The following is a 23,322-nucleotide window of genomic DNA, read 5'->3' as shown; positions in this document are numbered from 1 at the left end:
AGCTGGGCGCATATCGGCCGGATAACTTCGAGCGGCCGCAACCGGAAGCCTCTTGACGCCGTCCCCTTACATCGGCGTCACTGCACAGGACGCACGCGCGCGTGCCCGTAGTTCCACCCGCCCCGATCTCTGCCCCGCCCGACCTCCACTCGCCCCGATATCTACCCGCGCCGAGCGCACGGCCGATGAACCGAAGGGAGCCCGGATGAGACTGCTGCTCGTCGAGGACGACAACCACGTGGCCGCCGCCCTGTCCGCGATCCTGGCACGGCACGGCTTCGACGTCACCCACGCGCGCAGCGGCGAGGAGGCGCTCCAGGCGCTCGTCCCCGAGGCCGACGGCTTCGGCGTCGTCCTGCTCGACCTCGGCCTGCCCGACCAGGACGGTTACGAGGTCTGCGGCAAGATCCGCAAGCGCACCAGCACCCCGGTCATCATGGTCACCGCGCGCTCCGACGTCCGCTCCCGCATCCACGGCCTCAACCTCGGCGCCGACGACTACGTGGTCAAGCCGTACGACACCGGGGAACTGCTCGCCCGGATCCACGCCGTCAGCCGGCGCACCGCCCACGAGGACGCCACCGCGAGCACCGAGACCGTCGTCCGCCTCGGCGCCGTCCGCATCGAGCTGCCGACACGCCAGGTGAGCGTGGACGGTTCGGTTGTCCAACTCACCCGCAAGGAGTTCGATCTGCTCGCCCTGCTCGCCCAGCGGCCCGGTGTGGTCTTCCGCCGCGAGCAGATCATCAGCGAGGTCTGGCGCACCAGCTGGGAGGGGACCGGGCGCACCCTGGAGGTGCACGTCGCCTCCCTGCGCTCCAAGCTGCACATGCCCGCGCTGATCGAGACCGTCCGCGGCGTCGGCTACCGCCTCGTCGCCCCCACCGCCCAAGGGGCCGGGTGAGCACACGCCTGCTCCCGCTGCTCATCGTCCTGATGGCGGCCGTACTGCTCGCGCTCGGCGTGCCGCTCGGCGTCAGCGTCGCCCGCGCGGAGCAGCAGAAGGTCGTCATCGACCGCATCGACGACACGGCACGCTTCGCCGCGCTCGCCCAGTTCGTCACCGAGGACGGGACGGGCGGCGGCTCACGCCGGACGGACACGGACGAGCGCCTGGAGACCCTGCAGACCGAGCTGACCAGCTACTACGAGGTCTACGGCATCAAGGCGGGCGTCTTCTACCGCAATCACATCCCGATGGCCAACGCGCCCACGACGTGGTTCCTGCCCCAGGACGGCGAGGTCCGCGACTCCTTCGACGAGGCGCTGCTCAGCCGCCGCAGCCACGACCCCGAGCAGGTGTGGCCCTGGCAGGACGGCCGGCTCGTGGTGGCCTCGCCGGTGATCCGGGACGGCGACGTGGTCGCGGTCGTGGTCACCGAGTCGCCGACCGACTCGATGCGCTCGAGCACCCTGCGCGGCTGGCTGGTCATCGGCGCCGGGGAGATCGCCGCGATGCTGCTCGCCGTCGGCGCCGCACTGCGGCTGACCGGCTGGGTGCTCAGGCCGGTGCGCGTGCTCGACGCCACCACCCACGACATCGCCACCGGACGGCTCAAGTCCCGGGTCGCGCCGGCCGGGGGGCCGCCCGAGCTCAGACGCCTGGCCGGGTCCTTCAACGAGATGGCGGACCACGTGGAGGACGTGCTGGAGCAGCAGCGCGCCTTCGTCGCCGACGCCTCGCACCAGCTGCGCAACCCGCTCGCCGCGCTCCTGCTCCGCATCGAGCTGCTCGCCCTCGAGCTGCCCGAGGGGAACGAGGAGATCGCCTCCGTCCAGACCGAGGGCAAGCGTCTGGCCCGGGTCCTGGACGACCTGCTCGACCTGGCACTGGCCGAACACAGCCAGGCCGACCTCAAGGTCACCGACATCGGCGCGCTGACCGCCGAGCGGGTGGCGGCCTGGGCGCCGACGGCCGAGGCCAAGGGCGTACGGCTGGTCGGCGACTGCCCGCCGACCACGGGCTGGGCCGACCCGGTGACCCTGTCCAGCGCCCTGGACGCGGTCATCGACAACGCGGTGAAGTTCACGCCCCCCGACGAGACCGTGCGGGTCGAGGTCGCCTCCGCCGGGGACGCCGCCACCGTCGTCGTCACCGACAACGGTCCCGGGCTCACCGACGAGGAGCTCGCGCGCGTGGGGGACCGTTTCTGGCGCAGCGGGCGGCACCAGAACATCAACGGCTCCGGCCTCGGCCTGTCCATCTGCCGGGCGCTGCTCGCGGCGGGCGACGGCTCGGTCTCCTTCGGCCACCACGACCCGCACGGCCTGGAGGTCACGGTCAGGGTGCCCAGGACGGGCACGGCGCCCAGGGAGCCCGAGCGGCCGTGAGCCGCCGGAGCGGACCTACGGCTTGACCGACCGGTAGTAGCGCCGGGCGCCCTCGTGCAGCTCCAACGGGTCGGTGTAGATGGCGGTGCGCAGGTCCACCAGCTGCGCGGAGTGCACGTGCGCGCCGATGCCGTCGCGGCTGTCGAGCACGGTCCGGGTCAGCCACTCAGTGAGCCGCGGATCGACGTCCGCGCGGGTCACCAGCAGGTTGGACACCGCCATGGTGGGCACCACGGCACCGTTCTGCACGGTGGGGTAGGCCGACTCCGGCATGTTGGTGGTGCGGTAGTAGCGGGTCGCGCCGCCCGACTCGTGCAGCTCGCTGACCAGGTCGTCGCCGATCGGCACGAACCGGAACGCGGAGCTCTCCGCGATCTCCTTGAGGCCGTCCGTCGGCACCCCGCCGGACCAGAAGAACGCGTCGAGCTCGTCGCCGAGGCGCCCGGGACCGGTGTCGATCCCGTCCGCCCGGGGCGTGATGTCCGTCTCCGGGTCGATGCCCACGGCCTTCAGCAGCCGGGTGGCGATCAGCCGGACCCCCGAGTTGGGCAGCCCGATGGCCACCCGCTTGCCGCGCAGGTCGGCCACCGACTGGATGTCCGAGTCGTTCGGCACGACCAACTGCACGTAGTCGTCGTAGAGCCGGGTGACCCCGCGCAGCTCCTCGGCACCCGGGCCGCCGGCCAGCTTGTACGTCTCCACCGCGTCGGCCGCCGCGATCGTGAAGTCGGCCTCGCCGGACGCCACCCGCTCGACGTTCTCCTGGGAGCCCGCGCTGGTCATCAGCCGTACGTCCAGGCCCGGCATGTCCTTGCGCAGCTCGGTGCGCAGCAGCTCGCCGTACTTCTGGTAGACGCCCGCGCGGGTGCCGGTGCTGAACGTGATCGTGCCGCTCGGTGGCTTCTCGCCCAGCGGCAGCAGCCACCACAGCAGCAGCCCGAGCACGACGGCACCGGCGACCGCGCCCTGGACGGCCCGGCGCCTGCCGATACGGGAGAGCAGCGTGGACATGGGGGCGATCCTGCCAGCCCGCACCCGCACTGACCAGGGCCGGGCTCACACGACGGCGCCACGGCACCGGGACGCGGACGTGGGCCCGGACGCCCGGGAGCCGGGCGCGGGCCCGCCGTCCCGCCCGCTGGCCCGGTCCCGCCCGAGTCCCGCGCACGACGACCCCCGCACCTGTGTGCCGGGGTCGTGCGAGGGCCGGGCAGGCCCGGGCCGCGCCGACGTCAGTCGCCCACCGAGGCTTCCGCCTCCGCCTCCGTCGTCCGGGGCGTCCCCTCCGCGGGGCCGCCGGGACGGTCGGGGTTGTAGCGGCGCCGGAAGAGGCGCATCGCCAGCGGCTCGGTGAAGCGCGCGGTGAGGGGGCCGAGGACGACCAGGATGAGGACGTACGCCGTGGCCAGCGGGCCCAGGGAAGGCTCGATGCCGGCCGAGACCGCGAGGCCCGCGATGACGATGGAGAACTCGCCGCGGGCCACCAGCGCGCCGCCCGCCCGCCAGCGGCCCTTGACGGAGATCCCGGCCCGCCGCGCCGCCACGTACCCGGTGGCGATCTTCGTCACGGCGGTCAGCAGCGCCAGCGCCAGGGCGGGCAGCAGGACCGGCGGAATGCTGGCCGGATCCGTGTGCAGCCCGAAGAAGACGAAGAAGACCGCCGCGAACAGGTCCCGCAGCGGGCTCAGCAGCGTGTGCGCGCCCTCCGCGACCTCCCCGGACAGCGCGATGCCCACCAGGAAGGCGCCCACCGCGGCCGACACCTGGAGCTGCTGCGCGACACCGGCGACGAGGATCGTCAGGCCCAGCACCACAAGGAGCAGCTTCTCGGGGTCGTCGCTGGAGACGAAGCGGGAGATGAGCCGCCCGTAGCGCACCGCGACGAAGAGCACGAGGCCCGCCGCGGCCAGCGCGATCGCCAGGGTGATGCTCCCGGTCATCAGCCCGGCGCCGGCGACCAGGGCCGTGACGATCGGCAGGTACACCGCCATCGCCAGGTCCTCCAGGACCAGCACGCTCAGGATCACCGGCGTCTCACGGTTGCCGACCCGGCCCAGGTCGCCGAGGACCTTCGCGATCACACCGGACGACGAGATCCACGTCACGCCGGCGAGGACCACGGCGGCCACCGGACCCCAGCCCATCAGCAGCGCGGCCACCGCGCCCGGCACGGCGTTGAGCGCGCAGTCGACCAGGCCCGCCGGATAGTGGGACTTGAGGTTGGTGACCAGGTCGCTGGCCGTGTACTCCAGGCCCAGCATCAGCAGCAGGAGGATGACACCGATCTCGGCGCCCGTCGCGACGAACTCCTCGCTCGCGCCGAGCGGGAGCAGGCCGCCCTCGCCGAAGGCCAGACCGGCCAGCAGGTACAGCGGGATGGGGGACAGCTGGTAACGGCCGGCGAACCGGCCGAGCAGCCCGAGCCCCAGGATGATGGAACCGAACTCGATCAGCAGAACCGCGGAGTGCACCGGCTCACTCCTGCCCGAGTATCGCCGCGGCGGCGTCGACGCCCTCACGGGTGCCGATGACGATCAAGGTGTCACCACCCACGAGCCGGAAGTCCGGCGCCGGCGAGGGAATCGCCTCGGCCCGCCGCAGCACCGCCACGATCGAGGCACCCGTGTCGGTCCGCATCCGGGTGTCGCCCAGCAGCCGTCCGTTCCACCGGGAGGTGGCCGCCACCTCGATCCGCTCGGCGACCAGCCCCAGATCGGTGGTGTAGAGCAGGCTCGCGCTGTGGTGGGAAGGCTTCAGCGCGTCTATCAGCGCCCCCGCCTCGGGCCCCGTCAGCCGCAGGGAGTGGGCGCAGGAATCGGGGTCGTCGGTCCGGTACACGTTCACCGTGCGGGCGCCGTCGCGGTGGGCCACCACGGACAGGTGGCGGTGCTCGCGGGTCACCAGGTCGTACTGGACCCCGATACCCGGGAGCGGCGTCGCCCTCAGGCGTGGAGCTGACACGTGCTTTCCCCTCATTCGTCCTGCGTTGCCTGCCGCGTCTCCAGCTGCGCTTTCCGCACGTGGGTGCCGTGCTCGCGACCTCGCCATGCTGCCATCCGCACGTACGGTGGCGATATGGGTGTCGTGACGGATATACGGAGCCGGTCGCGGGCGGCGACACTGGCTGCGGGGGCGTCGTGCGAGAAGGCCGGGAGGAGCGGAAAGAGGAACGTGTCGCTGTTCTGGCGGATCTTCTCGCTCAACGCCGCCGGCCTGGTCGTCGCCACCGCACTGCTGCTGGGACCGGTCACCGTGTCGACGCCCGTGCTGGCCGGGGAGGCCCTCGTCCTGCTGGCGGGCCTCGCCGCCCTGCTGGCCGGCAACGCGGTCGTCCTGCGCATCGGACTCACCCCGCTGCACCGGCTGGGCCGGGCCATGTCCACCGCCGACCTGCTGGTGCCCGGGACCCGGCCCGAGGTCTCCGGACCGGCCGAGGCGGCGCAGCTGATCGCGACGTACAACACGATGCTGGACCGGCTCCAGGCCGAACGCGCCGCCGGCGCCGGCCGGGCGCTGGAGGCCCAGGAACGCGAACGCCACCGCATCGCCCGCGAGCTCCACGACGAGGTGGGCCAGACCCTGACCGCCGTCCTCCTCCAGCTCAAGCGCGTCGCCGACCGCGTACCCGGGGACCTGCGCGAGGAGGTCACCCTGGCGCAGGAGGCCACCCGGGCCGGCCTCGACGAGATCCGCCGCATCGCCCGCCGACTGCGCCCCGGTGTCCTGGAGGAACTCGGTCTGGCCAGTGCCCTGCGCTCGCTCGCCGCCGAGTTCACGCACCACGGGCTGACCGTCCAGCACCACATCCCCGGCGACCTGCCCCCGCTCGCCCCGGAGGCCGAACTCGTGCTCTACCGGGTCGCCCAGGAGGGCCTGACCAACACCGCCCGCCACGCCGATGCCGACCGCGCCGCGCTCACACTGCGCCCGCTGCCGCTGCCCGAGGGCGGGGGTGTCGAGCTGCTCGTCCGCGACAACGGCACCGGCCTCGGTACGGCCGCCGAGGGCGCCGGCATCCGCGGGATGCGGGAGCGGGCCCTGCTGATAGGAGCCGAGATCCACTTCGCACCCGCCCCCCGAGGGGGCACCGACGTACGCCTGCGCGTCCCCGCGCCGCCGGGGGACCGTTCCGCAGACCGAACCGGAGACAGCCCCTGATGTCAGCACGGCCCCCGATCCGCGTCCTGCTCGCCGACGACCACACCCTCGTACGCCGCGGAGTCCGCCTCATCCTGGACGGCGAACCCGATCTCACGGTGGTCGCCGAGGCCGGTGACGGTGCCGAGGCGGTCGCGGCCGCGCGGGCCACCGAGGTCGACCTGGCCGTCCTGGACGTCGCCATGCCCCGCATGACCGGCCTCCAGGCGGCCCGCGAACTCTCCCGCCGCCTGCCCGAGCTGCGCATCCTGATCCTGACCATGTACGACAACGAGCAGTACTTCTTCGAGGCCCTCAAGGCGGGTGCCTGCGGATACGTCCTCAAGTCCGTCGCCGACCGCGACCTGGTCGAGGCGTGCCGGGGCGCCGTGCGCGACGAGCCGTTCATCTATCCCGGCGCCGAACGGGCCCTCGTCCGCTCCTACCTGGACCGTGTGCAGGGCGGCGGCGGCCTGCCCGAGCGGCCCATCACCGAGCGCGAGGAGGAGATCCTCAAGCTCGTCGCCGAGGGCCACACCTCCAAGGAGATCGGCGAGCTGCTGTTCATCAGCGCCAAGACCGTCGAACGCCACCGCGCGAACCTCCTGCAGAAACTGGGCGTACGCGACCGCCTGGAACTCACCCGGTACGCGATCCGCGCGGGGCTCATCGAACCCTGAGCCGCGGTTGTCTTCGAGCCTGAGCGCCTCCAGTGCGGGAGAAGGCATGCATGGGAGCGCTCCCATGCATCACCCCCGAGCGTGACGGTGCACTGTCAATACGTGCGGCGGCCTTCACCACCACCGCGACCGCCTACCCTTATGGCCATGAGCAGCATCGACCGGAGCCAGTCAGTGGGCGGCACGCGCACCTACGAAGTACGCACCTACGGGTGCCAGATGAACGTCCACGACTCCGAGCGATTGTCCGGTCTGCTGGAGGACGCGGGTTACGTCCGCGCCCCCGAGGGCGCCGACGGCGACGCGGACGTCGTCGTCTTCAACACCTGCGCCGTGCGGGAGAACGCCGACAACAAGCTGTACGGCAACCTCGGCCACCTCGCCCCGAAGAAGGCGAGCCGGCCCGGCATGCAGATCGCGGTCGGCGGCTGCCTGGCGCAGAAGGACCGCGACACCATCGTGAAGCGGGCCCCCTGGGTGGACGTCGTCTTCGGCACCCACAACATCGGCAAGCTCCCGGTGCTGCTGGAGCGCGCCCGCGTGCAGGAGGAGGCGCAGGTCGAGATCGCCGAGTCCCTGGAGGCGTTCCCGTCCACGCTGCCCACCCGGCGCGAGAGCGCCTACGCGGCCTGGGTCTCCATCTCCGTCGGCTGCAACAACACCTGCACCTTCTGCATCGTGCCCGCGCTGCGCGGCAAGGAGAAGGACCGCCGGCCCGGCGACATCCTCGCCGAGGTCGAGGCCCTGGTCGCCGAGGGCGTCAGCGAGATCACCCTCCTCGGGCAGAACGTCAACGCCTACGGCTCCGACATCGGCGACCGCGAGGCGTTCAGCAAGCTGCTGCGCGCCTGCGGGAACATCGAAGGACTGGAGCGCGTCCGCTTCACCTCCCCGCACCCCCGCGACTTCACCGACGACGTCATCGCCGCCATGGCCGAGACGCCGAACGTGATGCCGCAGCTGCACATGCCGCTCCAGTCCGGCTCCGACCCGGTGCTCAAGGCGATGCGCCGCTCCTACCGCCAGGAGCGCTACCTGGGGATCATCGAGAAGGTGCGGGCCGCCATCCCGCACGCGGCGATCACCACCGACATCATCGTGGGCTTCCCCGGCGAGACCGAGGAGGACTTCCAGCAGACCCTGCACGTGGTGCGCGAGGCCCGCTTCGCCCAGGCCTTCACCTTCCAGTACTCCAAGCGCCCCGGTACCCCGGCCGCCGAGATGGACGGCCAGATCCCCAAGGCGGTCGTCCAGGAGCGCTACGAGCGCCTCGTCGCCCTCCAGGAGGAGATCTCCTGGGAGGAGAACAAGAAGCAGGTCGGCCGCACCCTGGAGCTGATGGTCGCCGAGGGCGAGGGCCGCAAGGACGGCACCACCCACCGCCTCTCCGGACGCGCCCCCGACAACCGCCTGGTGCACTTCACCAAGCCGGAGCAGGAAGTCCGCCCCGGCGACGTGGTGACGGTGGAGATCACCTACGCCGCGCCGCACCACCTCCTCGCCGAGGGCGCGGTGCTCGGCGTGCGCCGCACGCGCGCGGGCGACGCCTGGGAGAAGCGCAACACGGCCGAGCAGGCCAAGCCGGCGGGTGTGCTGCTGGGCCTGCCGAAGATCGGCGTCCCCGAGCCCCAGCCGGCCGTGGCGAGCGGCTGCGGCTGCGACTGACCGCAGGGGGTGCCGCGGAGGGCGGCGACCCGGGGATACGCTGCCGATCATGCTTGTCGCCGCCGCCGTCTGTCCCTGCCCGCCGCTCCTCGTACCGGAGGTCGCCGCGGGTGCCGCACCCGAGCTGGACGCCGCACGCGCAGCGTGCACGGACGCGCTGGGCGTGCTCGCCGCGTCCCGGCCCGACCGGCTCGTGGTCGTGGGACCCGCGGACTCCGCCGGCCCCGAGGTCTACCCGCAGGGTGCGCGGGGCTCCTTCCGCGGCTTCGGCGTGGACATGGACGTGTACCTGGGCGCCGACAGCGGCGACGGGGGCGGCGCCGACCTGCCCTACGGTCTGGCCGTGGGTGCCTGGCTGCTCGGGCGGGCCGGGTGGACCGACGCCCCTGTCGGCGGCATCGGCGTGGGAGAGGCGCTGTCCGCCGAGCGCTGTGCCGCCGTAGGCCGGGACATCGCCGCTCGGGCCGGGCGGGTCGCGCTGCTGGTGCTGGGCGATGCCAGCGCGTGCCGCACGCTCAAGGCGCCCGGGTACCTCGACGAGCGGGCGGCGCCCTTCGACACGCAGGTGGGACGCGCCCTGGGCGCGGCGGATCCGGTTGCCCTCGCAGCCGTGGACGTCGCCCTGGCCCGCGAGCTCAAGGTGTCCGGCCGGGCACCCTGGCAGGTCCTCGCGGGTGCGGCCGAGGGCGCGGACCTCGCCGGCGCGCTGCTGTACGAGGACGCGCCCTACGGGGTGGGGTACGTCGCGGCCACCTGGTCGTAGCTCCAGGCGTGGTCGTGACGGCCGTGCACGGTCGTGGCGGCCGGGCACGCTCACGCGCCCGCGGACGGCCCGGAGCCGCGGTCCGAAGATCCGGTTCCGTGACCGTCCGACGACGTGCCGGGGTCAGGAAGCCGGAGGCGGTCCGGCCGGAGGCGGTCCGCCAGGCGTTCCGGGCGCGCCGCCTCCTTCCCTGCCCTCGTCGTCCTTGTGGGCGAGGCGTTCCATGGCGTCCTTGGCCTTGCCCGTGCCCGTCTGGATGCGGTCGCTGTACTTGCCCTTGGTCCGTTCGTCGACGGTCCGCGCCATCTTGTCGAGACCGCGGTCGATCTTGTCGCCGTGCTGCTGCGCGAGGTCGGAGACCTTGCCCTTCGCCGGTTCGAGTCTGGCCTTCAAGTTGTCCAGGAGACCCATGGTTCGCCTTCCCTCACGGGGCAGTCAGGTGCGGGCGCCCTTGTCGGCCTCGTTGTCGACGGCCTCCCCGGCCGACTGCTGCTTGGGGATGCCGACGCTCTCCGGGTCGCCGCCCTCGGCGGCTTCGTCGGCCTGCGCCGTGTTCCGGGGATCGGCGTCGGCCCTCTCCGCGGCCTCGGCCGTGCTCACGTCCGCCGCGCCCTCTGTGTCCGCGGTGTCGGTCCGCGTCTCGGCGACCGACGCCTCCTCGGTGTCCTTCGACCTCCGAAAAAGCCGTGCAAAAACGCCCATATCAACTCCATACGTTACTCGTGCGGGCGAAATCCCGCGGCATCCGGTGCGTCCGTTTGCGTGGCCGGGGCCATGACCCGGTGGTCCGGGGAGCGGGAACCTCGCAACGGGCAACGACTCCGACCGTGGACCGTCACGTAACTCGTTCGAGAGCCGGGTGAGAGGTTTGGGAGACTGGTGCGGTGAGCAGCGCACCCCCCGCCCCCCGCGTCATCGCCGTAGTCGGACCCACCGCGGCCGGAAAGTCCGATCTGGGCGTTTTCCTGGCCGAGCGGCTCGGCGGCGAGGTCGTCAACGCCGACTCCATGCAGCTCTACCGTGGGATGGACATCGGCACCGCCAAGCTGACGCCCGAGGAACGCGGTGGCGTCCCGCACCATCTGCTGGACATCTGGGACGTGACGGTCACGGCGTCCGTCGCCGAGTACCAGCGCCTCGCGCGGGAGCGGATCGACGCGCTGCTCGCCCGGGGGCGCTGGCCGGTCCTCGTCGGCGGCTCCGGTCTCTACGTCCGAGGGGCCGTCGACAACCTGGAGTTCCCCGGCACCGACCCCGAGGTCAGGGGCCGTCTCGAGGAGGAGCTCGAACGGCACGGCTCGGGTGCGCTGCACGCCCGCCTGGCCGCCGCCGACCCGGAGGCGGGGCGGGCCATCCTGCCCAGCAACGGCCGCCGGATCGTGCGCGCCCTCGAGGTGATCGAGATCACCGGCAAGCCCTTCACCGCCAACCTCCCCGGCCACGACTCCGTCTACGACACCGTGCAGATCGGCGTCGACGTGGCGCGCCCCGAACTGGACGAGCGCATCGCCCTGCGCGTCGACCGGATGTGGGAGGCCGGTCTGGTCGACGAGGTACGGGCGCTGGAGGCGCAGGGGTTGCGCGAGGGGCGTACGGCGTCGCGCGCGCTCGGCTACCAGCAGGTCCTCGCGGCGCTCGCCGGCGAGTGCACGCTGGACGAGGCGCGCGCCGAGACCGTCCGTGCCACCAAGCGCTTCGCGCGCCGTCAGGATTCGTGGTTCAGACGCGACCCGCGGGTGCACTGGCTGAGTGGGGGTGTGGCGGATCGCACGGAACTTCCGCGGCTCGCCCTGTCGTTGGTCGAACGACCGGTTACAGCCTGATCACGTGATGGCATCGGGACGCCCCGGCCGTCATCCGGGCCTTCGGCGGCGTGCCATCATCGAGCTTCGATCGACCGAGTGAGTCCTAGTTGGGAGGGCGCGTGGCGATGGAGGCCGGCCCTCGCGACACCGCACCGAGCACCGAGCACGGCACCGCCGACCGCGGCGGGCCGGAGCCGGACGGCGGCGCCCTGAGCCCCGACGGACCCGACGAGACGCCGGAAGGCGTCGCGGCGGACGGTCCCGAGCCCGGCGAGATGTACGGGGACGAGGTCGAGGTCGAGCTGCGTCCCCAGCGGCGGCTGCGGATCTGGCAGCTCGCGCCCATCGTGTGCCTGGCCGCGCTCGGCTCCCTGATGTTCGCCTTCCCGCTCGCCTTCGACTTCGGCGACAGCGGCGCCGTGATCGCGATGCTCGGACTGCTGATCTGCTCCTGCGCGGCCGGCTGGGGCATGATGGCCGCCCGCCGGGTCGGCCACACGTGGCCGGGCCTGCCCCAGCGGGGCTCGGAGCGCCGTGCCGACTGGCGGACGATCCTCGTGTACGCCCTGGCGGTCGCCGCGGTCGTCGTCCTGGCCGTGTGGCGGGTCGCCCGCCTGCGGGGCTGACGGAGGCTCCGCCTCCCCCGGGATCCCTCCTTGCCGCTTCCGCCCCTCGTCGTCACCGCGTTCCCACCCCGTACGATCGAGGAATGAGCACGCGGATCGCCTTCCTCAAGGGTCACGGCACCGAGAACGACTTCGTGATCGTTCCCGACCCGGAGAACGCCCTCGACCTGCCCCCCGCCGCCGTCGCCGCTCTGTGCGACCGCCGCGCGGGCCTCGGCGGGGACGGACTGCTGCACGTGGTGCGCTCCGCGGCGCACCCCGAGGCCAGGGGCATGGCCGCCGAGGCGGAGTGGTTCATGGACTACCGCAACGGCGACGGCTCGGTCGCGGAGATGTGCGGCAACGGCGTGCGGGTCTTCGCGCGCTACCTCCAGCGCGCCGGGCACGCCACCGAGGGCGATCTCGCCATCGCGACGCGCGGGGGAGTCAAGCGCGTGCACATCGCCAAGGCCGTGTCCGGCAGCGGCTCCGCCGCGGGCGACGTCACCGTCGGCATGGGCCGCGCGCTGCTCCCCGAGGGCGACGTCGAGGTGAGCGTGGGCGAGCGCAGCTGGCCCGCGCGGAACGTGAACATGGGCAACCCGCACGCCGTCGCCTTCGTCGCCGACCTGGCCCACGCCGGCGACCTGTACGCCCCGCCGCCCTACGAGCCCGCCAGTGCCTATCGGGACGGGGTCAACGTCGAGTTCGTGGTCGACCGGGGCCCCCGCCACGTCGCGATGCGCGTGCACGAGCGCGGCTCCGGTGAGACCCGCTCCTGCGGCACCGGCGCCTGTGCCGTCGCCGTCGCCACCGCCCGCCGGGACGGCGTCGACCCGGCGGTCACCGGCACCCCGGCCACGTACACCGTCGACGTGCCCGGCGGCACCCTGGTGATCACCGAGCGCCCCGACGGCGAGATCGAGATGACGGGCCCCGCGGTGATCGTCGCGGAGGGCGAGTTCGACTCCGCATGGCTGGAGGGGGTACTCGCCTGAACCACGACCCGGTGACCACGACCGCGGTGAACCACAGCCCGGTCCATGACACTCAGTGCGAAAACGTAAACCCTCGGACCATCGCTCGAATGGGTGATCCGTTTCACGCTCGGCGAGAGGCGGTCAGCCGCACGTGATGGGCTCGATAGCATCAAGCACCGGCCCGGACGGGGGACCGACACCATCCCCTGAGCCGTGTCCGCCCTGGGATTCCCCGTCCGCCGGTCCGCGCAGCCGGAGGTGCCCATGAATGCGGAGGCCGTGAATCCAACGAGCCCGGGCCCTGTGCCGCCCGCGGCCACCGGCGCCGTCGCGCCGACGCCCCGCCGGAAGGCCCGCCCCCGGATCGACCTGCGCCGCCTCGGCCGCGCCGCCCTGCTCGGCTCCGCCACCCGCAGCCGGGGCCTGCCCGACGCCATCGGCCACGTCGTCGAGGCCCACCGCGCCCACCACCCCGACGCCGACCTCGACCCGCTGCGCCGCGCCTACGTCCTGGCCGAGTCCTCGCACCGCGGCCAGATGCGCAAGAGCGGTGAGCCGTACATCACCCACCCCCTCGCCGTCACCCTGATCCTCGCCGAACTCGGCGCGGAGACCACCACACTGACCGCCTCCCTCCTCCACGACACCGTCGAGGACACCGAGGTGACGCTCGACCAGGTCGGCGAAGAGTTCGGCGCCGAGGTCCGCTACCTCGTCGACGGCGTCACCAAGCTGGAGAAGGTCGACTACGGCACCGCCGCCGAGCCCGAGACCTTCCGCAAGATGCTCCTCGCCACCGGCAACGACGTCCGCGTGATGTCGATCAAACTCGCCGACCGGCTGCACAACATGCGCACCCTCGGCGTCATGCGCCGCGAGAAGCAGGAACGCATCGCCAAGGTCACCCGCGACGTCCTCATCCCGCTCGCCGAACGGCTCGGCGTCCAGGCGCTCAAGTCCGAGCTGGAGGACCTCGTCTTCGCGGTCATGCACCCCGAGGAGTACGCACACACGCGGGAGCTGGTCCACGAGAACGCCGCCCGCGCGGACGACCCGCTCGCCGCGGTCGCCGACGAGGTGCGGGGAGTGCTGCGCGAGGCCGGCATCCAGGCCGAACTCCTCATCCGCCCGCGCCACTTCGTCTCCGTGCACCGCGTCTCCCGCAAGCGCGGCACGCTCCGCGGCGCGGACTTCGGCCGCCTCCTGGTGCTCGTCCAGGAGGACGCCGACTGCTACGCCGTCCTCGGTGAACTGCACACCTGTATGACGCCCGTCGTCTCGGAGTTCAAGGACTTCATCGCCGTCCCCAAGTTCAACCTCTACCAGTCGCTGCACACGGCGGTGGCCCGCGCGGAGGACGGCCAGGTCGTCGAGGTCCTCATCCGCACCCACCAGATGCACAAGGTCGCCGAGGCCGGCGTGGTCGCGCTCGGCAACCCGTACGCGCCCCCGTCCGAGGAGCAGAGCGCGGGCGACGGCGAGCGCGCCGACCCGACCCGCCCCGGCTGGCTCTCCCGGCTGCTCGACTGGCAGCGCGGCGCCCCCGACCCCGACACCTTCTGGTCCACCCTCCGCGAGGACCTCGCCCAGGACCGCGAGATCACCGTCTTCCGCCCCGACGGCGGCACCCTCGGCCTCCCCGAGGGCGCGACCTGCGTCGACGCCGCCTACGCCCAGTACGGCGAGGACGCGCACGCGACCATCGGCGCCCGGGTCAACGGCCGCCTGGCGACCATGAGCACGGTGCTGCGGGACGGCGACACCGTGCAGCTCCTGATGGGGCAGGACCCCGCGTCCGAGCCCTCCAGGGAGTGGCTGGAGCACGCCCACACCCCCGCCGCGCGGATCGCCATCCAGCGCCGGCTCGCGGCCCACCCGGAGCCGGCGCCCGAGGCGGAGGAGTCGGCCCACGGCCCCGCCGTACCCGAGGCCCACACCCACCCCGACGCGCCGCGTCCGGCCTCGGACGCTCCACCCGCACGCCCCGCCGCCGCCGACGTCCTCGTCGACCCACCGGGCGCGACCGTGCGGCTGGCGGGCTGCTGCACCCCCGTACCGCCGGACGAGATCACCGGCTTCGCCGTGCGCGGCGGAGTGGTGACCGTGCACCGCGCGGAGTGCGCCGTCGTGACGCGCATGAAAAGCGCCGGCCGCGCGGAGGTAGGGGTGCGCTGGGGCGAGAGCACCGGATGCCGGGTGACCCTGCTCGCCGAATCGTTCGGCCGCCCGCACCTCCTGGCCGACCTCACCGAGGCCATGGCCCTCGAAGGCGCCGAAATCGTCTCCGCGACCGTCGAACCCCCGGACCGCCAGCGGGTCAGGCACAGCTACACCGTCGTGCTCCCGGACGCGGCCCGGCTGCCCGCCCTCATGCGCGCCATGCGTGACGTGGCCGGCGTCTACGACGTCAGCCGGGCCCAGCCGCAGCCGACCGGCTCCTGATCCGGGGACGCCGCGCGGGACCCGTTCGGGTGCCCCGGGCGCGCGCCGTCGCCGCACGGCACGCGCGCGCTGATAGCCGTGAGGGATGCTGCACACCCCTCACCCCCCGACTCCGCGACCCCGCGCACGCTCCCGGCGCCGGCTCAGGGCCGCGGCGCTGCTCGCCTCCGCCGTCTCCGTCTGTCTGGTCGCCGCGAGTGCCCCGCCGACCCCGCTGGGCGTCGGCGACCGCCTCTTCCCGCAGCTGGGCAACCCCGGCTACGACGTGACGGCGTACGACCTCTCCTTCACCTACTCCGGCGACAACAGCAAGCCGCTGAAGGCCGTCACCACCATCGACGCCCGGACGACCGCCGACCTGTACCGGATCAACCTCGACTTCGCCCACGGAAAGGTCGACTCCGTCGAGGTCGACGGCGAGCCCGCAGGCTTCACCACCGCCGGTGAGGACCTCGTCGTCACGCCCGAGGACGAGCTCGACGAGGGCGAGCGGACGCGGATCACCGTGCGGCACAGCAGCGACCCCGTGTACCCCGAGGACCGCCAGGGCGGCTGGGTGCGCACCGCGGACGGCCTCGCCATGGCCAACCAGGCCGACGTCGCCCACCTGGTGTTCCCGTGCAACGACCACCCTTCCGACAAGGCGCGGTTCACCTTCCGCATCACCGCCCCCGACGGGCTCACGGCCGTCGCGAACGGCCTGCCGACGGACGTGGACCGGGCCGGCGGCTCGACCACCTGGACCTACCGGAGCGCGCACCCCATGGCCACCGAGCTGGCCCAGGTGTCCATCGGCCGCTCCACGGTGCTGCACCGCGCCGGCCCGCACGGGCTGCCCGTCCGGGACGTCGTGCCGACCGAGCACCGCGCGGCGCTCGAACCGTGGCTGGCGAAGACCCCCGATCAGATCGCGTGGATGGAGCAGAAGGTCGGGCGCTACCCCTTCGAGACGTACGGCCTGCTCATGGCCGACGCCACCACCGGCTTCGAGCTCGAGACCCAGACGCTCTCCCTCTTCGAGCGGGAGCTGTTCACCGAGCCCGGCTACCCCAAGTGGTACGTCGAGTCGATCATGGTGCACGAGCTGTCCCACCAGTGGTTCGGCAACAGCGTCAGCCCGGGCACCTGGTCCGACCTGTGGCTCAACGAGGGACACGCCACCTGGTACGAGGCGCTGTACGCGGAGGAGACCGCGGACAAGCCCATGGCGGCGCGCATGGAGGCCGCCTACGGGGCCTCCGACCGCTGGCGCACGGCGGGCGGACCGCCCGCCGCCCCCAAGCCGCCGAAGAACGGCAGCAAGACCGGGATCTTCCGCTCCAACGTCTATGACGGCGCCGCGCTCGTGCTCTACGCCCTGCGCCAGGAGATCGGCCGCCCCGCCTTCGAGCGCCTCGAGCGCGCGTGGGTCGCCGGCAACCAGGACGGCACGGCGACGACCGCCGACTTCGTCCGGCTCGCCTCCGAGATCTCCGGCCGCGACCTGGGCGACTTCTTCCAGGCCTGGCTGTACGGAGAGAAGACCCCGCCGATGCCCGGCCACCCGGACTGGAAGCAGAACGCCGCCGAGAAGGCACCCGCCAAGGCGTCCCGGAAGGCACAGGGGGAATAAGCCGGTGACGAGACGGCCCGTGCCGTGCGACCATCTTCCGGACGGCGCGGTACGGGCCCCCGGGAATCTCCCCGGCGGCTCGCACGTTGTACAGCATGTCGCGGCGACTGTGCCGCGCCCACCGATTCCCAGCTACGTAAGGATCCAATGACCTCCTCTTCTTCCCCCTCCCAGGACACCAAGCGTCTCGCGCAGACCTATCCCGAGGGCCTCCGGGCCGATGCCCTGATGGAAGAGGACGTCGCCTGGAGCCACGAGATCGACTCGCAGTGGGACGGCGAGCAGTTCGACCGCTCCGACCGCGCGGCCCTGCGCCGGGTGGCGGGCCTGTCCACCGAGCTCGAGGACGTCACCGAGGTCGAGTACCGCCAGCTCCGCCTGGAGCGGGTCGTCCTCGTCGGCGTGTGGACCTCGGGCACCGTGCAGGACGCGGAGAACTCGCTGGCCGAACTGGCCGCCCTCGCGGAGACGGCGGGCGCGCTCGTGCTCGACGGCGTCGTCCAGCGCCGCGACAAGCCCGACGCGGCCACCTACATCGGCTCCGGCAAGGCCGAGGAGCTGCGGGACGTCGTCCTCGACACGGGCGCGGACACCGTCATCTGCGACGGTGAGCTGAGCCCGGGTCAGCTGATCCACCTCGAGGACGTCGTCAAGGTCAAGGTCATCGACCGCACGGCCCTGATCCTGGACATCTTCGCCCAGCACGCCAAGTCCCGAGAGGGCAAGGCGCAGGTCGCGCTCGCGCAGATGCAGTACATGCTGCCGAGGCTGCGAGGCTGGGGTCAGTCGCTGTCCCGCCAGATGGGCGGCGGCAAGGGCGGCGGCCTCGCCACCCGTGGTCCGGGTGAGACCAAGATCGAGACGGACCGGCGCCGGATCCGCGAGAAGATGGCGAAGATGCGCCGTGAGATCGCGGAGATGAAGACCGGCCGCGAGATCAAGCGTCAGGAGCGCAAGCGCCACAAGGTGCCCTCCGTAGCCATCGCGGGCTACACCAACGCCGGCAAGTCCTCGCTGCTCAACCGCCTCACGGGCGCGGGCGTGCTGGTGGAGAACGCACTGTTCGCCACCCTCGACCCGACGGTGCGCCGCGCGGAGACGCCGAGCGGCCGCCTGTACACCCTGGCGGACACCGTCGGCTTCGTCCGGCACCTGCCGCACCACCTGGTCGAGGCGTTCCGCTCCACGATGGAGGAGGTCGGCGACTCCGACCTGATCCTGCACGTGGTCGACGGTTCGCACCCCGTCCCGGAGGAGCAGCTGGCCGCCGTGCGCGAGGTGATCAGGGACGTCGGCGCCACCGACGTACCCGAGATCGTCGTGATCAACAAGGCCGACATGGCCGACCCGCTGGTCCTCCAGCGGCTGATGCGGGTCGAGAAGCGGTCCATCGCGGTCTCCGCGCGCACCGGTCGGAACATCGGCGAGCTGCTCGCGCTGATCGACAACGAGCTGCCGCGTCCCTCGGTCGAGATCGAGGCGCTCGTGCCGTACACCCACGGCAAGCTGGTGGCCCGCGCCCATGACGAGGGCGAGGTGATCTCCGAGGAGCACACCCCGGAGGGCACCCTGCTCAAGGTGCGGGTGCACGAGGAACTGGCGGCGGAGCTCACGCCGTACGTTCCGGCGCCGCTCGCCTGAGGCACGCACGGCCGTACAGCAGCCCAACGACCGAGGGTCCGTCCCCTGCCGAGGCAGGAGACGGACCCTCGTCACGTGCGGCTCACTGACCGCCGTACGTCTTGCTCATGTTCTGGTACATCGCCTCGGCCGCCCGGCCCAGCTGCGGACCCGCCAGCCAGGTGTTCTCCAGCGGGCCGATCGAGGTGTTCGAGACCAGCTTGGTCTCGCCGTCCACCACCCGGAACCAGCCGCCGCCGGACGAGCCGCCGGTCATGGTGCAGCCGATGCGGTACATCGTCGGCAGCGACGGGCTCAGCGACAGCCGGCCGGGCCGGTCGACGCACTTGAACATCTCCAGGCCGTTGTACGGCTGCGCGGCCGGGTAGCCCCAGGCACCCATGCTGGAGACCTCCGTCGCCGACGGCGCGGAGAAGTCCACCTCCAGCGCGGCGCCGACCGTCTCCTCCAGCGACTTGCTGCCCTGCTCCGGCTTCACGTGCAGCACCGAGTAGTCGTACGCGGCTCCGTCACCGCCGCTCTCCGAGCCACCCTTGATCCACTGGTCCGAGGTCGACGCCCAGTCGGCCCACCAGGTGCCGTACGGGGCCATCTCCGTGGCCGTGGCGTTCGCCAGCTCCGCCTCGGACTTGCCGAGGTCGTTGTACGACGGGACGAAGGCGATGTTGCGGTACCAGCCGCCGCTGCCGCCGGCGTGCACGCAGTGGCCGGCCGTCCACACCAGGTTGGACTTGCCCGGGTGGTTCACGTCCTTGATCACCGTGCCGGAGCAGACCATCGAGCCCTCGGGGGAGTCGAAGAAGACCTTGCCCACCGGAGCGGCGTTCTCGTGGTACGGCTTCTTCTCGGCCAAGGCCTCGACGGGCGCCGGCTCCGGGTCGGTGGCACCCTGGTCGGCGGACGCGTCCTTGGTGGTGACGGTCTTGTCGGCCTCCTTCGCGGACTTCATCCGGTCCGGCTTCCACAGGCCCTCGATCACCGGGTTGACGAAGTCCTTGGCCTCACTGAGCCACTTGTCCTTCTCCCAGTTCTTCCAGCCGCCGTCCTTCCACTGGTCGACGTCGATGCCGTGCTCCTTGAGCCGGTCCGCGAGACCGGCCGGCAAACCGCCCTCGCCGCCACCGGTGTCGCCGGTGTCGGCCGCCTGGGACGTGCCACCGCTGGGCTTGGCGTCGGCCTCGTCCTGCTCCGACCCGCCGCAGGCGGTCGCGGTGAGCGTCAGCGCGGCGACCAGGCCGGCGGCGGTGAGTGCGGTGCGCCGGCCGCGCCGTGGCGCGGCGGACACAGGTGTGGAACGCATGGTGCGACGACCCCCGTTGAAACGTATGAACGTCTGTGAACGTATGAATGTCATGGAACGCGCGGTGGGGTGCCGGCCTCGGCCCGACACACCCCACCGCCCCGCCGGCTCAGCGCAGGCGGCGCCCGATCACTGGCCGGTGAACTTGCCGCTCACCGCGTCGAACACGCCCTTGGCCTCCTTGCCGAGCCGCGGACCGGCCAGCCAGCCGGCCGTCACCGGGCCGATCGAGGTGTTGGAGACCAGCGCGGGCTTGCCGTCCGAGCCCGCGGCGACCCAGCCACCGCCGGACGAACCGCCGGTCATGGTGCAGCCGATGCGGTACATCGTCGGGTCGGAGGCGTTGATCGACAGCCGCCCGGGCTTGTCCTGGCACTGGTACAGCTTCTGACCGTCGTACGGCGGCGCGGCCGGGTAGCCGATCGCCTTCATGCTCTCGATCTCCGGCACGGCGGGTGCGTCGAAGTCCACCGGCAGCGCGGAGCCGACCGTCTCCTCCAGCGACTTGCCGCCGCTGCCCTTCTCCGGCGTCACATGGATCACCGCGAAGTCGTACGAGGCGCCGTCACCGCCGGTGGCACCGCCCTCCTCGATCCACTGGTCCGAGGTCTGTGCCCAGTCGCCCCACCAGACGCCGTAGGGAGCGACCTCCTCCTTGGTGGCGTTCTGCAGCTCGTCGACCGACATGTCCGCGTCGTTGTACGACGGCACGAAGGCGATGTTGCGGTACCAGCCGCCGCTCTTGCCGGCGTGCACGCAGTGACCGGCCGTCCAGACCATGTTGGACTTGCCGGGGTGGGCCGGGTCCTTCACGACCGTCGCCGAGCACACCATCGAGCCCTTGGGGGAGTCGAAGAGGAGCTTGCCGGCCGTGGCGGCGTTGTCGTGGTACTTGGCCGGTACGGCCTCCGCCTCGACGGGGGCGGGTTCCGGGTCGGTGACGCCCTGATCACCGGAGATGTCGTTCTCGTCGACCTCCTGGTCCGGCTCCTCGGCGTCCCGCATCCGGTCCGGGTCCCACAGGCCCTCGATGATCGGGTTGACGAAGTCCTGCGCCTCGCGCAGCCAGTCGTCCTTGTTCCAGTTCTTCCAGGCGCCGTTCTTCCAGTCGTCGACGTCGATCCCGTGTTCCTTGAGCTTGTCCTTGATGTGGTCCGGGATCCGGATGCCGCCGTTGCCGTCGTCCGCGGCGGCGGTCGCGGAGGCCGAGGCGTCGCCGCCCGCCTCGGGGTCGCCGTCCTCGCACGCCGTGGCGGTGAGTGCGAGCGCCGAGACGAGCGCCACGGCGGCGGCCGCGGAGGAGGTTCCGCGCCGCCCGAGTCTGCGCCCGCGCGTGGTGAACGACGGCCGTATGGATCGCATGGTGTTGACTCCCCCTGCTGTGAACGAACGTGGTGCCGCGGCCGGACCGCCGAGCGACGGCGACCGGGAACGGCACCACACACTATTGGTTGGCTGTGGGGGAGTTCCGACGGAACGGCAACGGTTCGGACACAGCCGCCTGACCTGGCGCGCCGCGCCCGCCGGACCGGAAGGCCGGGCCGCGCTGCCGGAGCGGACCGCGAACTCCGCGACCCGGCAACGATCTTCAGGCAGGCCGTAACCCGGTGAGCGGTCCGCGGTTGGTAGCGGTGGGGGGCCCGCTGTCCGGACGCGGCCCCCCCCAGGCCGGGAGCGCCCGGCACGCCGCCGCGTCCGGACAGCGGGAGGTCGACAAGACGTGGCGGGATCCCCTTACGGGAGCCGGGCGGCCGGAGGCGGCAATGCCCGGCCGGTCGCGACGGGGGAGCCCGGGGGCGGGGCGTCCGGGCGCGCGCACGCCGCCCGGGGAGGCGCGGCGCACGAGGGAGTCGTGCGGGAGGGCGCTGTGCACGAGGGTGTCGTGCGGGAAAGCGCCGTGCACGAGGGCGCTTCGAGGCGTCAGCCGGCGCGTGAACCGGCCGCGCGTACCTACGCGCGCGCTCTCCCGGTCGTACCGGTCCGGGCCCGGGGGCTCACCATCGAGGGCGCCGACGGCCGCCGCTACCTGGACTGCGTCTCCGGCTCGGGGACCCTGGCCCTCGGCCACAACCACCCCGTCGTCCTGGAGGCGATCCGCGCGGTCCTCGACTCGGGCGCACCCTTGCACGTCATGGACCTCACCACCCCGGTCGAGGACGCCTTCGTCACCGAGCTGCTGCGCACCCTGCCGCCCGAACTCGCCGACCACGCGCGCGTGCGGTTCTGCGGCCCGACCGGAAACGACCCGGTGGCCACCGCCGTCTCACTGGTCCGCGCCGCCACCGGACGGTCCCGGGTGATCGCCGTCGCCGACGCCCACGAGCCGCTTCTCGACGACGGCGAGGCGGGAGAGGACCCGCCCGCCGCACTCCTCCTGGAGCCGGTCCGGAGCGAGGCCGGCGTGTTCCCGGCGGCGGACGCCCTGGTACGGCGCCTGCGCGCCCGCACGGCCGGACGGGCCGTCCCGCTCGTCGTCGACGAGACCGAGACGGGTGTCGGCCGGACCGGCGCCTACTGGGCGTTCGAACACAGCGGAGTCACGCCCGACGTGCTGGTCCTCGCCAAGGCGATCGGCGGCAGCCTGCCGCTGGCAGCGGTGGTCCACCGCGACGACCTGGGCGACTTGGGCGGCAAGGGCGGCATGGGCGGCAAGGACGCTGTGGGCCGCCTGGCCGCTCCGCACGCGGGTGCGCCCGGGGCCGGCACCTTCCGCGGCAACCAACTCGCCCTGGCCGCGGGTGCCGCCACCCTCGCCCACGTCCGCGAACACCGCCTCGCCGAACACGCCGCCGCGCTGGGCGGCCGGATGCTGACCCGACTGCGAACCCTGGCCGAGGAGTTCGCGTGCGTCGGCGACGTACGCGGGCGGGGTCTGATGGCCGGCATCGAGCTGGTGGCACCGGGCGTGGCACCGGACGGCACGCCTGCCGTCCCCTCCGACGGCATGCGCCCCGGCACACCCGGCACACCTGCCGAACTCGCCGCCGCCGTCCGCCGGGAGTGTCTGCACCGCGGGCTGATCGTGGACGTCACGGGGCCGTGCGCGAACGTCGTACGCCTGCTGCCACCGCTCATCGTCACCGAGGAGCAGATGTCGGCCGTCCTGGACCGACTCTTCGACGCCGTGCGGGCGGTGGACCGCCACCGCTCCGGCGGTGCTGCCGCGTTACGCGGGGAGCGCACCCCGCGATGAGACCCACCGCCCGGACAGAGCACGCCAGGAGGACCCGCGTTGCACCCCGACTCCGCATCCGAACCGGCCCCTGCGGTCGTCTGCACGCCCGGGGCACCGGTTGATCCGGCGTGCTCGGCCACCGCGGAGCCTGCCGCCTCTGCGGGTGCCCGGCGCGGGCCGGCCCTG

At 72.7% G+C, this 23,322-nt stretch carries 20 protein-coding genes; 13 read left to right on the top strand and 7 right to left on the bottom strand.

All coding sequences use genetic code 11. From position 1 onward, the window contains the following. The first annotated feature begins 205 nt into the window (after positions 1 to 205). Both ABS735_RS28025 and ABS735_RS28020 read left to right on the top strand, forming a co-directional pair. Positions 206 to 904 carry a response regulator transcription factor gene (locus ABS735_RS28025; protein WP_373903471.1) on the top strand — a complete coding sequence of 233 codons (699 nt, stop codon included), beginning with the start codon at positions 206 to 208 and terminating at the stop codon, positions 902 to 904. Next, positions 901 to 2,331: a HAMP domain-containing sensor histidine kinase gene (locus ABS735_RS28020; RefSeq protein ID WP_373903472.1), complete on the top strand. Its 1,431-nt coding sequence runs from the start codon at positions 901 to 903 to the stop codon at positions 2,329 to 2,331. The genes ABS735_RS28025 and ABS735_RS28020 overlap by 4 nt, the downstream gene beginning before the upstream one ends. Before the next feature lie 15 nt (positions 2,332 to 2,346). Here the strand turns inward: ABS735_RS28020 and ABS735_RS28015 are convergent, their stop codons facing one another. The 3 genes from ABS735_RS28015 to ABS735_RS28005 all read right to left on the bottom strand — a co-directional run bounded on the left by ABS735_RS28015 (position 2,347) and on the right by ABS735_RS28005 (position 5,292). Beyond that, a complete protein-coding gene (locus tag ABS735_RS28015) occupies positions 2,347 to 3,342 on the bottom strand; it encodes a TAXI family TRAP transporter solute-binding subunit (protein WP_373903473.1) in 996 nt (331 codons plus the stop codon). Between the two features lie 221 nt (positions 3,343 to 3,563). Next, positions 3,564 to 4,802: a cation:proton antiporter gene (locus ABS735_RS28010; protein ID WP_373903474.1), complete on the bottom strand. Its 1,239-nt coding sequence runs from the start codon at positions 4,800 to 4,802 to the stop codon at positions 3,564 to 3,566. 4 nt (positions 4,803 to 4,806) lie between these two features. Then, positions 4,807 to 5,292 (bottom strand): cation:proton antiporter regulatory subunit, encoded by a 486-nt coding sequence (locus tag ABS735_RS28005; protein WP_373903475.1) that lies wholly within the window; start codon positions 5,290 to 5,292, stop codon positions 4,807 to 4,809. A gap of 114 nt (positions 5,293 to 5,406) precedes the next feature. Between ABS735_RS28005 and ABS735_RS28000 the strand changes: the two genes are divergently transcribed. The 4 genes from ABS735_RS28000 to ABS735_RS27985 all read left to right on the top strand — a co-directional run bounded on the left by ABS735_RS28000 (position 5,407) and on the right by ABS735_RS27985 (position 9,576). Continuing rightward, positions 5,407 to 6,489 (top strand): HAMP domain-containing sensor histidine kinase, encoded by a 1,083-nt coding sequence (locus ABS735_RS28000; RefSeq protein WP_373903476.1) that lies wholly within the window; start codon positions 5,407 to 5,409, stop codon positions 6,487 to 6,489. Further along, entirely contained in the window at positions 6,489 to 7,148 is a 660-nt protein-coding gene (locus ABS735_RS27995; RefSeq protein ID WP_373903477.1) for a response regulator, read from the top strand. The genes ABS735_RS28000 and ABS735_RS27995 overlap by 1 nt, the downstream gene beginning before the upstream one ends. Before the next feature lie 147 nt (positions 7,149 to 7,295). Next, the gene (gene miaB, locus ABS735_RS27990) at positions 7,296 to 8,813 is read left to right on the top strand and encodes a tRNA (N6-isopentenyl adenosine(37)-C2)-methylthiotransferase MiaB (RefSeq protein WP_373903478.1); all 1,518 of its coding nucleotides are present in this window, start codon (positions 7,296 to 7,298) and stop codon (positions 8,811 to 8,813) included. A 49-nt stretch (positions 8,814 to 8,862) separates the two neighbouring features. After that, positions 8,863 to 9,576: a class III extradiol dioxygenase subunit B-like domain-containing protein gene (locus tag ABS735_RS27985; RefSeq protein ID WP_373903479.1), complete on the top strand. Its 714-nt coding sequence runs from the start codon at positions 8,863 to 8,865 to the stop codon at positions 9,574 to 9,576. Between the two features lie 123 nt (positions 9,577 to 9,699). Here the strand turns inward: ABS735_RS27985 and ABS735_RS27980 are convergent, their stop codons facing one another. Together ABS735_RS27980 and ABS735_RS27975 are read right to left on the bottom strand one after the other, a co-directional pair. Then, the gene (locus ABS735_RS27980) at positions 9,700 to 9,987 is read right to left on the bottom strand and encodes an antitoxin (protein ID WP_373903480.1); all 288 of its coding nucleotides are present in this window, start codon (positions 9,985 to 9,987) and stop codon (positions 9,700 to 9,702) included. A gap of 24 nt (positions 9,988 to 10,011) precedes the next feature. Beyond that, positions 10,012 to 10,278, bottom strand: coding sequence for a hypothetical protein (locus ABS735_RS27975; RefSeq protein ID WP_373903481.1), 267 nt, complete (start codon positions 10,276 to 10,278; stop codon positions 10,012 to 10,014). A 182-nt stretch (positions 10,279 to 10,460) separates the two neighbouring features. Between ABS735_RS27975 and miaA the strand changes: the two genes are divergently transcribed. The 6 genes from miaA to hflX all read left to right on the top strand — a co-directional run bounded on the left by miaA (position 10,461) and on the right by hflX (position 18,661). Beyond that, complete coding sequence (gene miaA / locus ABS735_RS27970; protein WP_373903482.1) at positions 10,461 to 11,399, top strand: tRNA (adenosine(37)-N6)-dimethylallyltransferase MiaA; 939 nt, start codon at positions 10,461 to 10,463, stop codon at positions 11,397 to 11,399. Positions 11,400 to 11,506: 107 nt separating this feature from the next. Further along, a complete protein-coding gene (locus ABS735_RS27965; protein WP_373903950.1) occupies positions 11,507 to 12,007 on the top strand; it encodes a hypothetical protein in 501 nt (166 codons plus the stop codon). 83 nt (positions 12,008 to 12,090) lie between these two features. Continuing rightward, positions 12,091 to 12,984, top strand: a complete 894-nt coding sequence (gene dapF, locus ABS735_RS27960; protein ID WP_373903483.1) for a diaminopimelate epimerase — start codon at positions 12,091 to 12,093, stop codon at positions 12,982 to 12,984. Positions 12,985 to 13,230: 246 nt separating this feature from the next. Then, the gene (locus ABS735_RS27955; protein ID WP_373903484.1) at positions 13,231 to 15,408 is read left to right on the top strand and encodes a RelA/SpoT family protein; all 2,178 of its coding nucleotides are present in this window, start codon (positions 13,231 to 13,233) and stop codon (positions 15,406 to 15,408) included. An 85-nt stretch (positions 15,409 to 15,493) separates the two neighbouring features. After that, positions 15,494 to 17,020: a M1 family metallopeptidase gene (locus tag ABS735_RS27950; RefSeq protein ID WP_373903485.1), complete on the top strand. Its 1,527-nt coding sequence runs from the start codon at positions 15,494 to 15,496 to the stop codon at positions 17,018 to 17,020. 147 nt (positions 17,021 to 17,167) lie between these two features. Continuing rightward, on the top strand, positions 17,168 to 18,661 hold the full coding sequence (hflX, locus tag ABS735_RS27945; RefSeq protein WP_373903486.1) for a GTPase HflX: 1,494 nt from the start codon (positions 17,168 to 17,170) through the stop codon (positions 18,659 to 18,661). A gap of 82 nt (positions 18,662 to 18,743) precedes the next feature. Here hflX and ABS735_RS27940 read toward each other — a convergent pair whose 3' ends face one another. Further along, positions 18,744 to 19,961 carry a trypsin-like serine peptidase gene (locus ABS735_RS27940; protein WP_373903487.1) on the bottom strand — a complete coding sequence of 406 codons (1,218 nt, stop codon included), beginning with the start codon at positions 19,959 to 19,961 and terminating at the stop codon, positions 18,744 to 18,746. Between the two features lie 129 nt (positions 19,962 to 20,090). Continuing rightward, on the bottom strand, positions 20,091 to 21,323 hold the full coding sequence (locus ABS735_RS27935) for a trypsin-like serine peptidase (protein WP_373903488.1): 1,233 nt from the start codon (positions 21,321 to 21,323) through the stop codon (positions 20,091 to 20,093). A gap of 490 nt (positions 21,324 to 21,813) precedes the next feature. Here ABS735_RS27935 and ABS735_RS27930 point away from each other — a divergent pair, with 490 nt between their 5' ends. Further along, the gene (locus ABS735_RS27930) at positions 21,814 to 23,154 is read left to right on the top strand and encodes an aminotransferase class III-fold pyridoxal phosphate-dependent enzyme (RefSeq protein WP_373903490.1); all 1,341 of its coding nucleotides are present in this window, start codon (positions 21,814 to 21,816) and stop codon (positions 23,152 to 23,154) included. The last annotated feature ends 168 nt before the right edge of the window (positions 23,155 to 23,322 follow it).

The organism is Streptomyces sp. MMCC 100, from assembly GCF_041538145.2.
In the GTDB taxonomy this organism is placed as follows: domain Bacteria; phylum Actinomycetota; class Actinomycetes; order Streptomycetales; family Streptomycetaceae; genus Streptomyces.
This window is presented reverse-complemented; position numbering and strand designations above follow the sequence as displayed.

Coding starts and splice junctions, on each gene's coding strand:
- ABS735_RS28025 (WP_373903471.1), top strand. CDS start 206: ATGAGACTGCTGCTCGTCGAGGACGACAACCACGTGGCCGCCGCCCTG.
- ABS735_RS28015 (WP_373903473.1), bottom strand. CDS start 3,342: ATGTCCACGCTGCTCTCCCGTATCGGCAGGCGCCGGGCCGTCCAGGGC.
- ABS735_RS28000 (WP_373903476.1), top strand. CDS start 5,407: ATGGGTGTCGTGACGGATATACGGAGCCGGTCGCGGGCGGCGACACTG.
- ABS735_RS27995 (WP_373903477.1), top strand. CDS start 6,489: ATGTCAGCACGGCCCCCGATCCGCGTCCTGCTCGCCGACGACCACACC.
- miaB (WP_373903478.1), top strand. CDS start 7,296: ATGAGCAGCATCGACCGGAGCCAGTCAGTGGGCGGCACGCGCACCTAC.
- ABS735_RS27985 (WP_373903479.1), top strand. CDS start 8,863: ATGCTTGTCGCCGCCGCCGTCTGTCCCTGCCCGCCGCTCCTCGTACCG.
- ABS735_RS27980 (WP_373903480.1), bottom strand. CDS start 9,987: ATGGGTCTCCTGGACAACTTGAAGGCCAGACTCGAACCGGCGAAGGGC.
- ABS735_RS27975 (WP_373903481.1), bottom strand. CDS start 10,278: ATGGGCGTTTTTGCACGGCTTTTTCGGAGGTCGAAGGACACCGAGGAG.
- ABS735_RS27965 (WP_373903950.1), top strand. CDS start 11,507: ATGGAGGCCGGCCCTCGCGACACCGCACCGAGCACCGAGCACGGCACC.
- dapF (WP_373903483.1), top strand. CDS start 12,091: ATGAGCACGCGGATCGCCTTCCTCAAGGGTCACGGCACCGAGAACGAC.
- ABS735_RS27955 (WP_373903484.1), top strand. CDS start 13,231: ATGAATGCGGAGGCCGTGAATCCAACGAGCCCGGGCCCTGTGCCGCCC.
- ABS735_RS27950 (WP_373903485.1), top strand. CDS start 15,494: ATGCTGCACACCCCTCACCCCCCGACTCCGCGACCCCGCGCACGCTCC.
- hflX (WP_373903486.1), top strand. CDS start 17,168: ATGACCTCCTCTTCTTCCCCCTCCCAGGACACCAAGCGTCTCGCGCAG.
- ABS735_RS27940 (WP_373903487.1), bottom strand. CDS start 19,961: ATGCGTTCCACACCTGTGTCCGCCGCGCCACGGCGCGGCCGGCGCACC.
- ABS735_RS27935 (WP_373903488.1), bottom strand. CDS start 21,323: ATGCGATCCATACGGCCGTCGTTCACCACGCGCGGGCGCAGACTCGGG.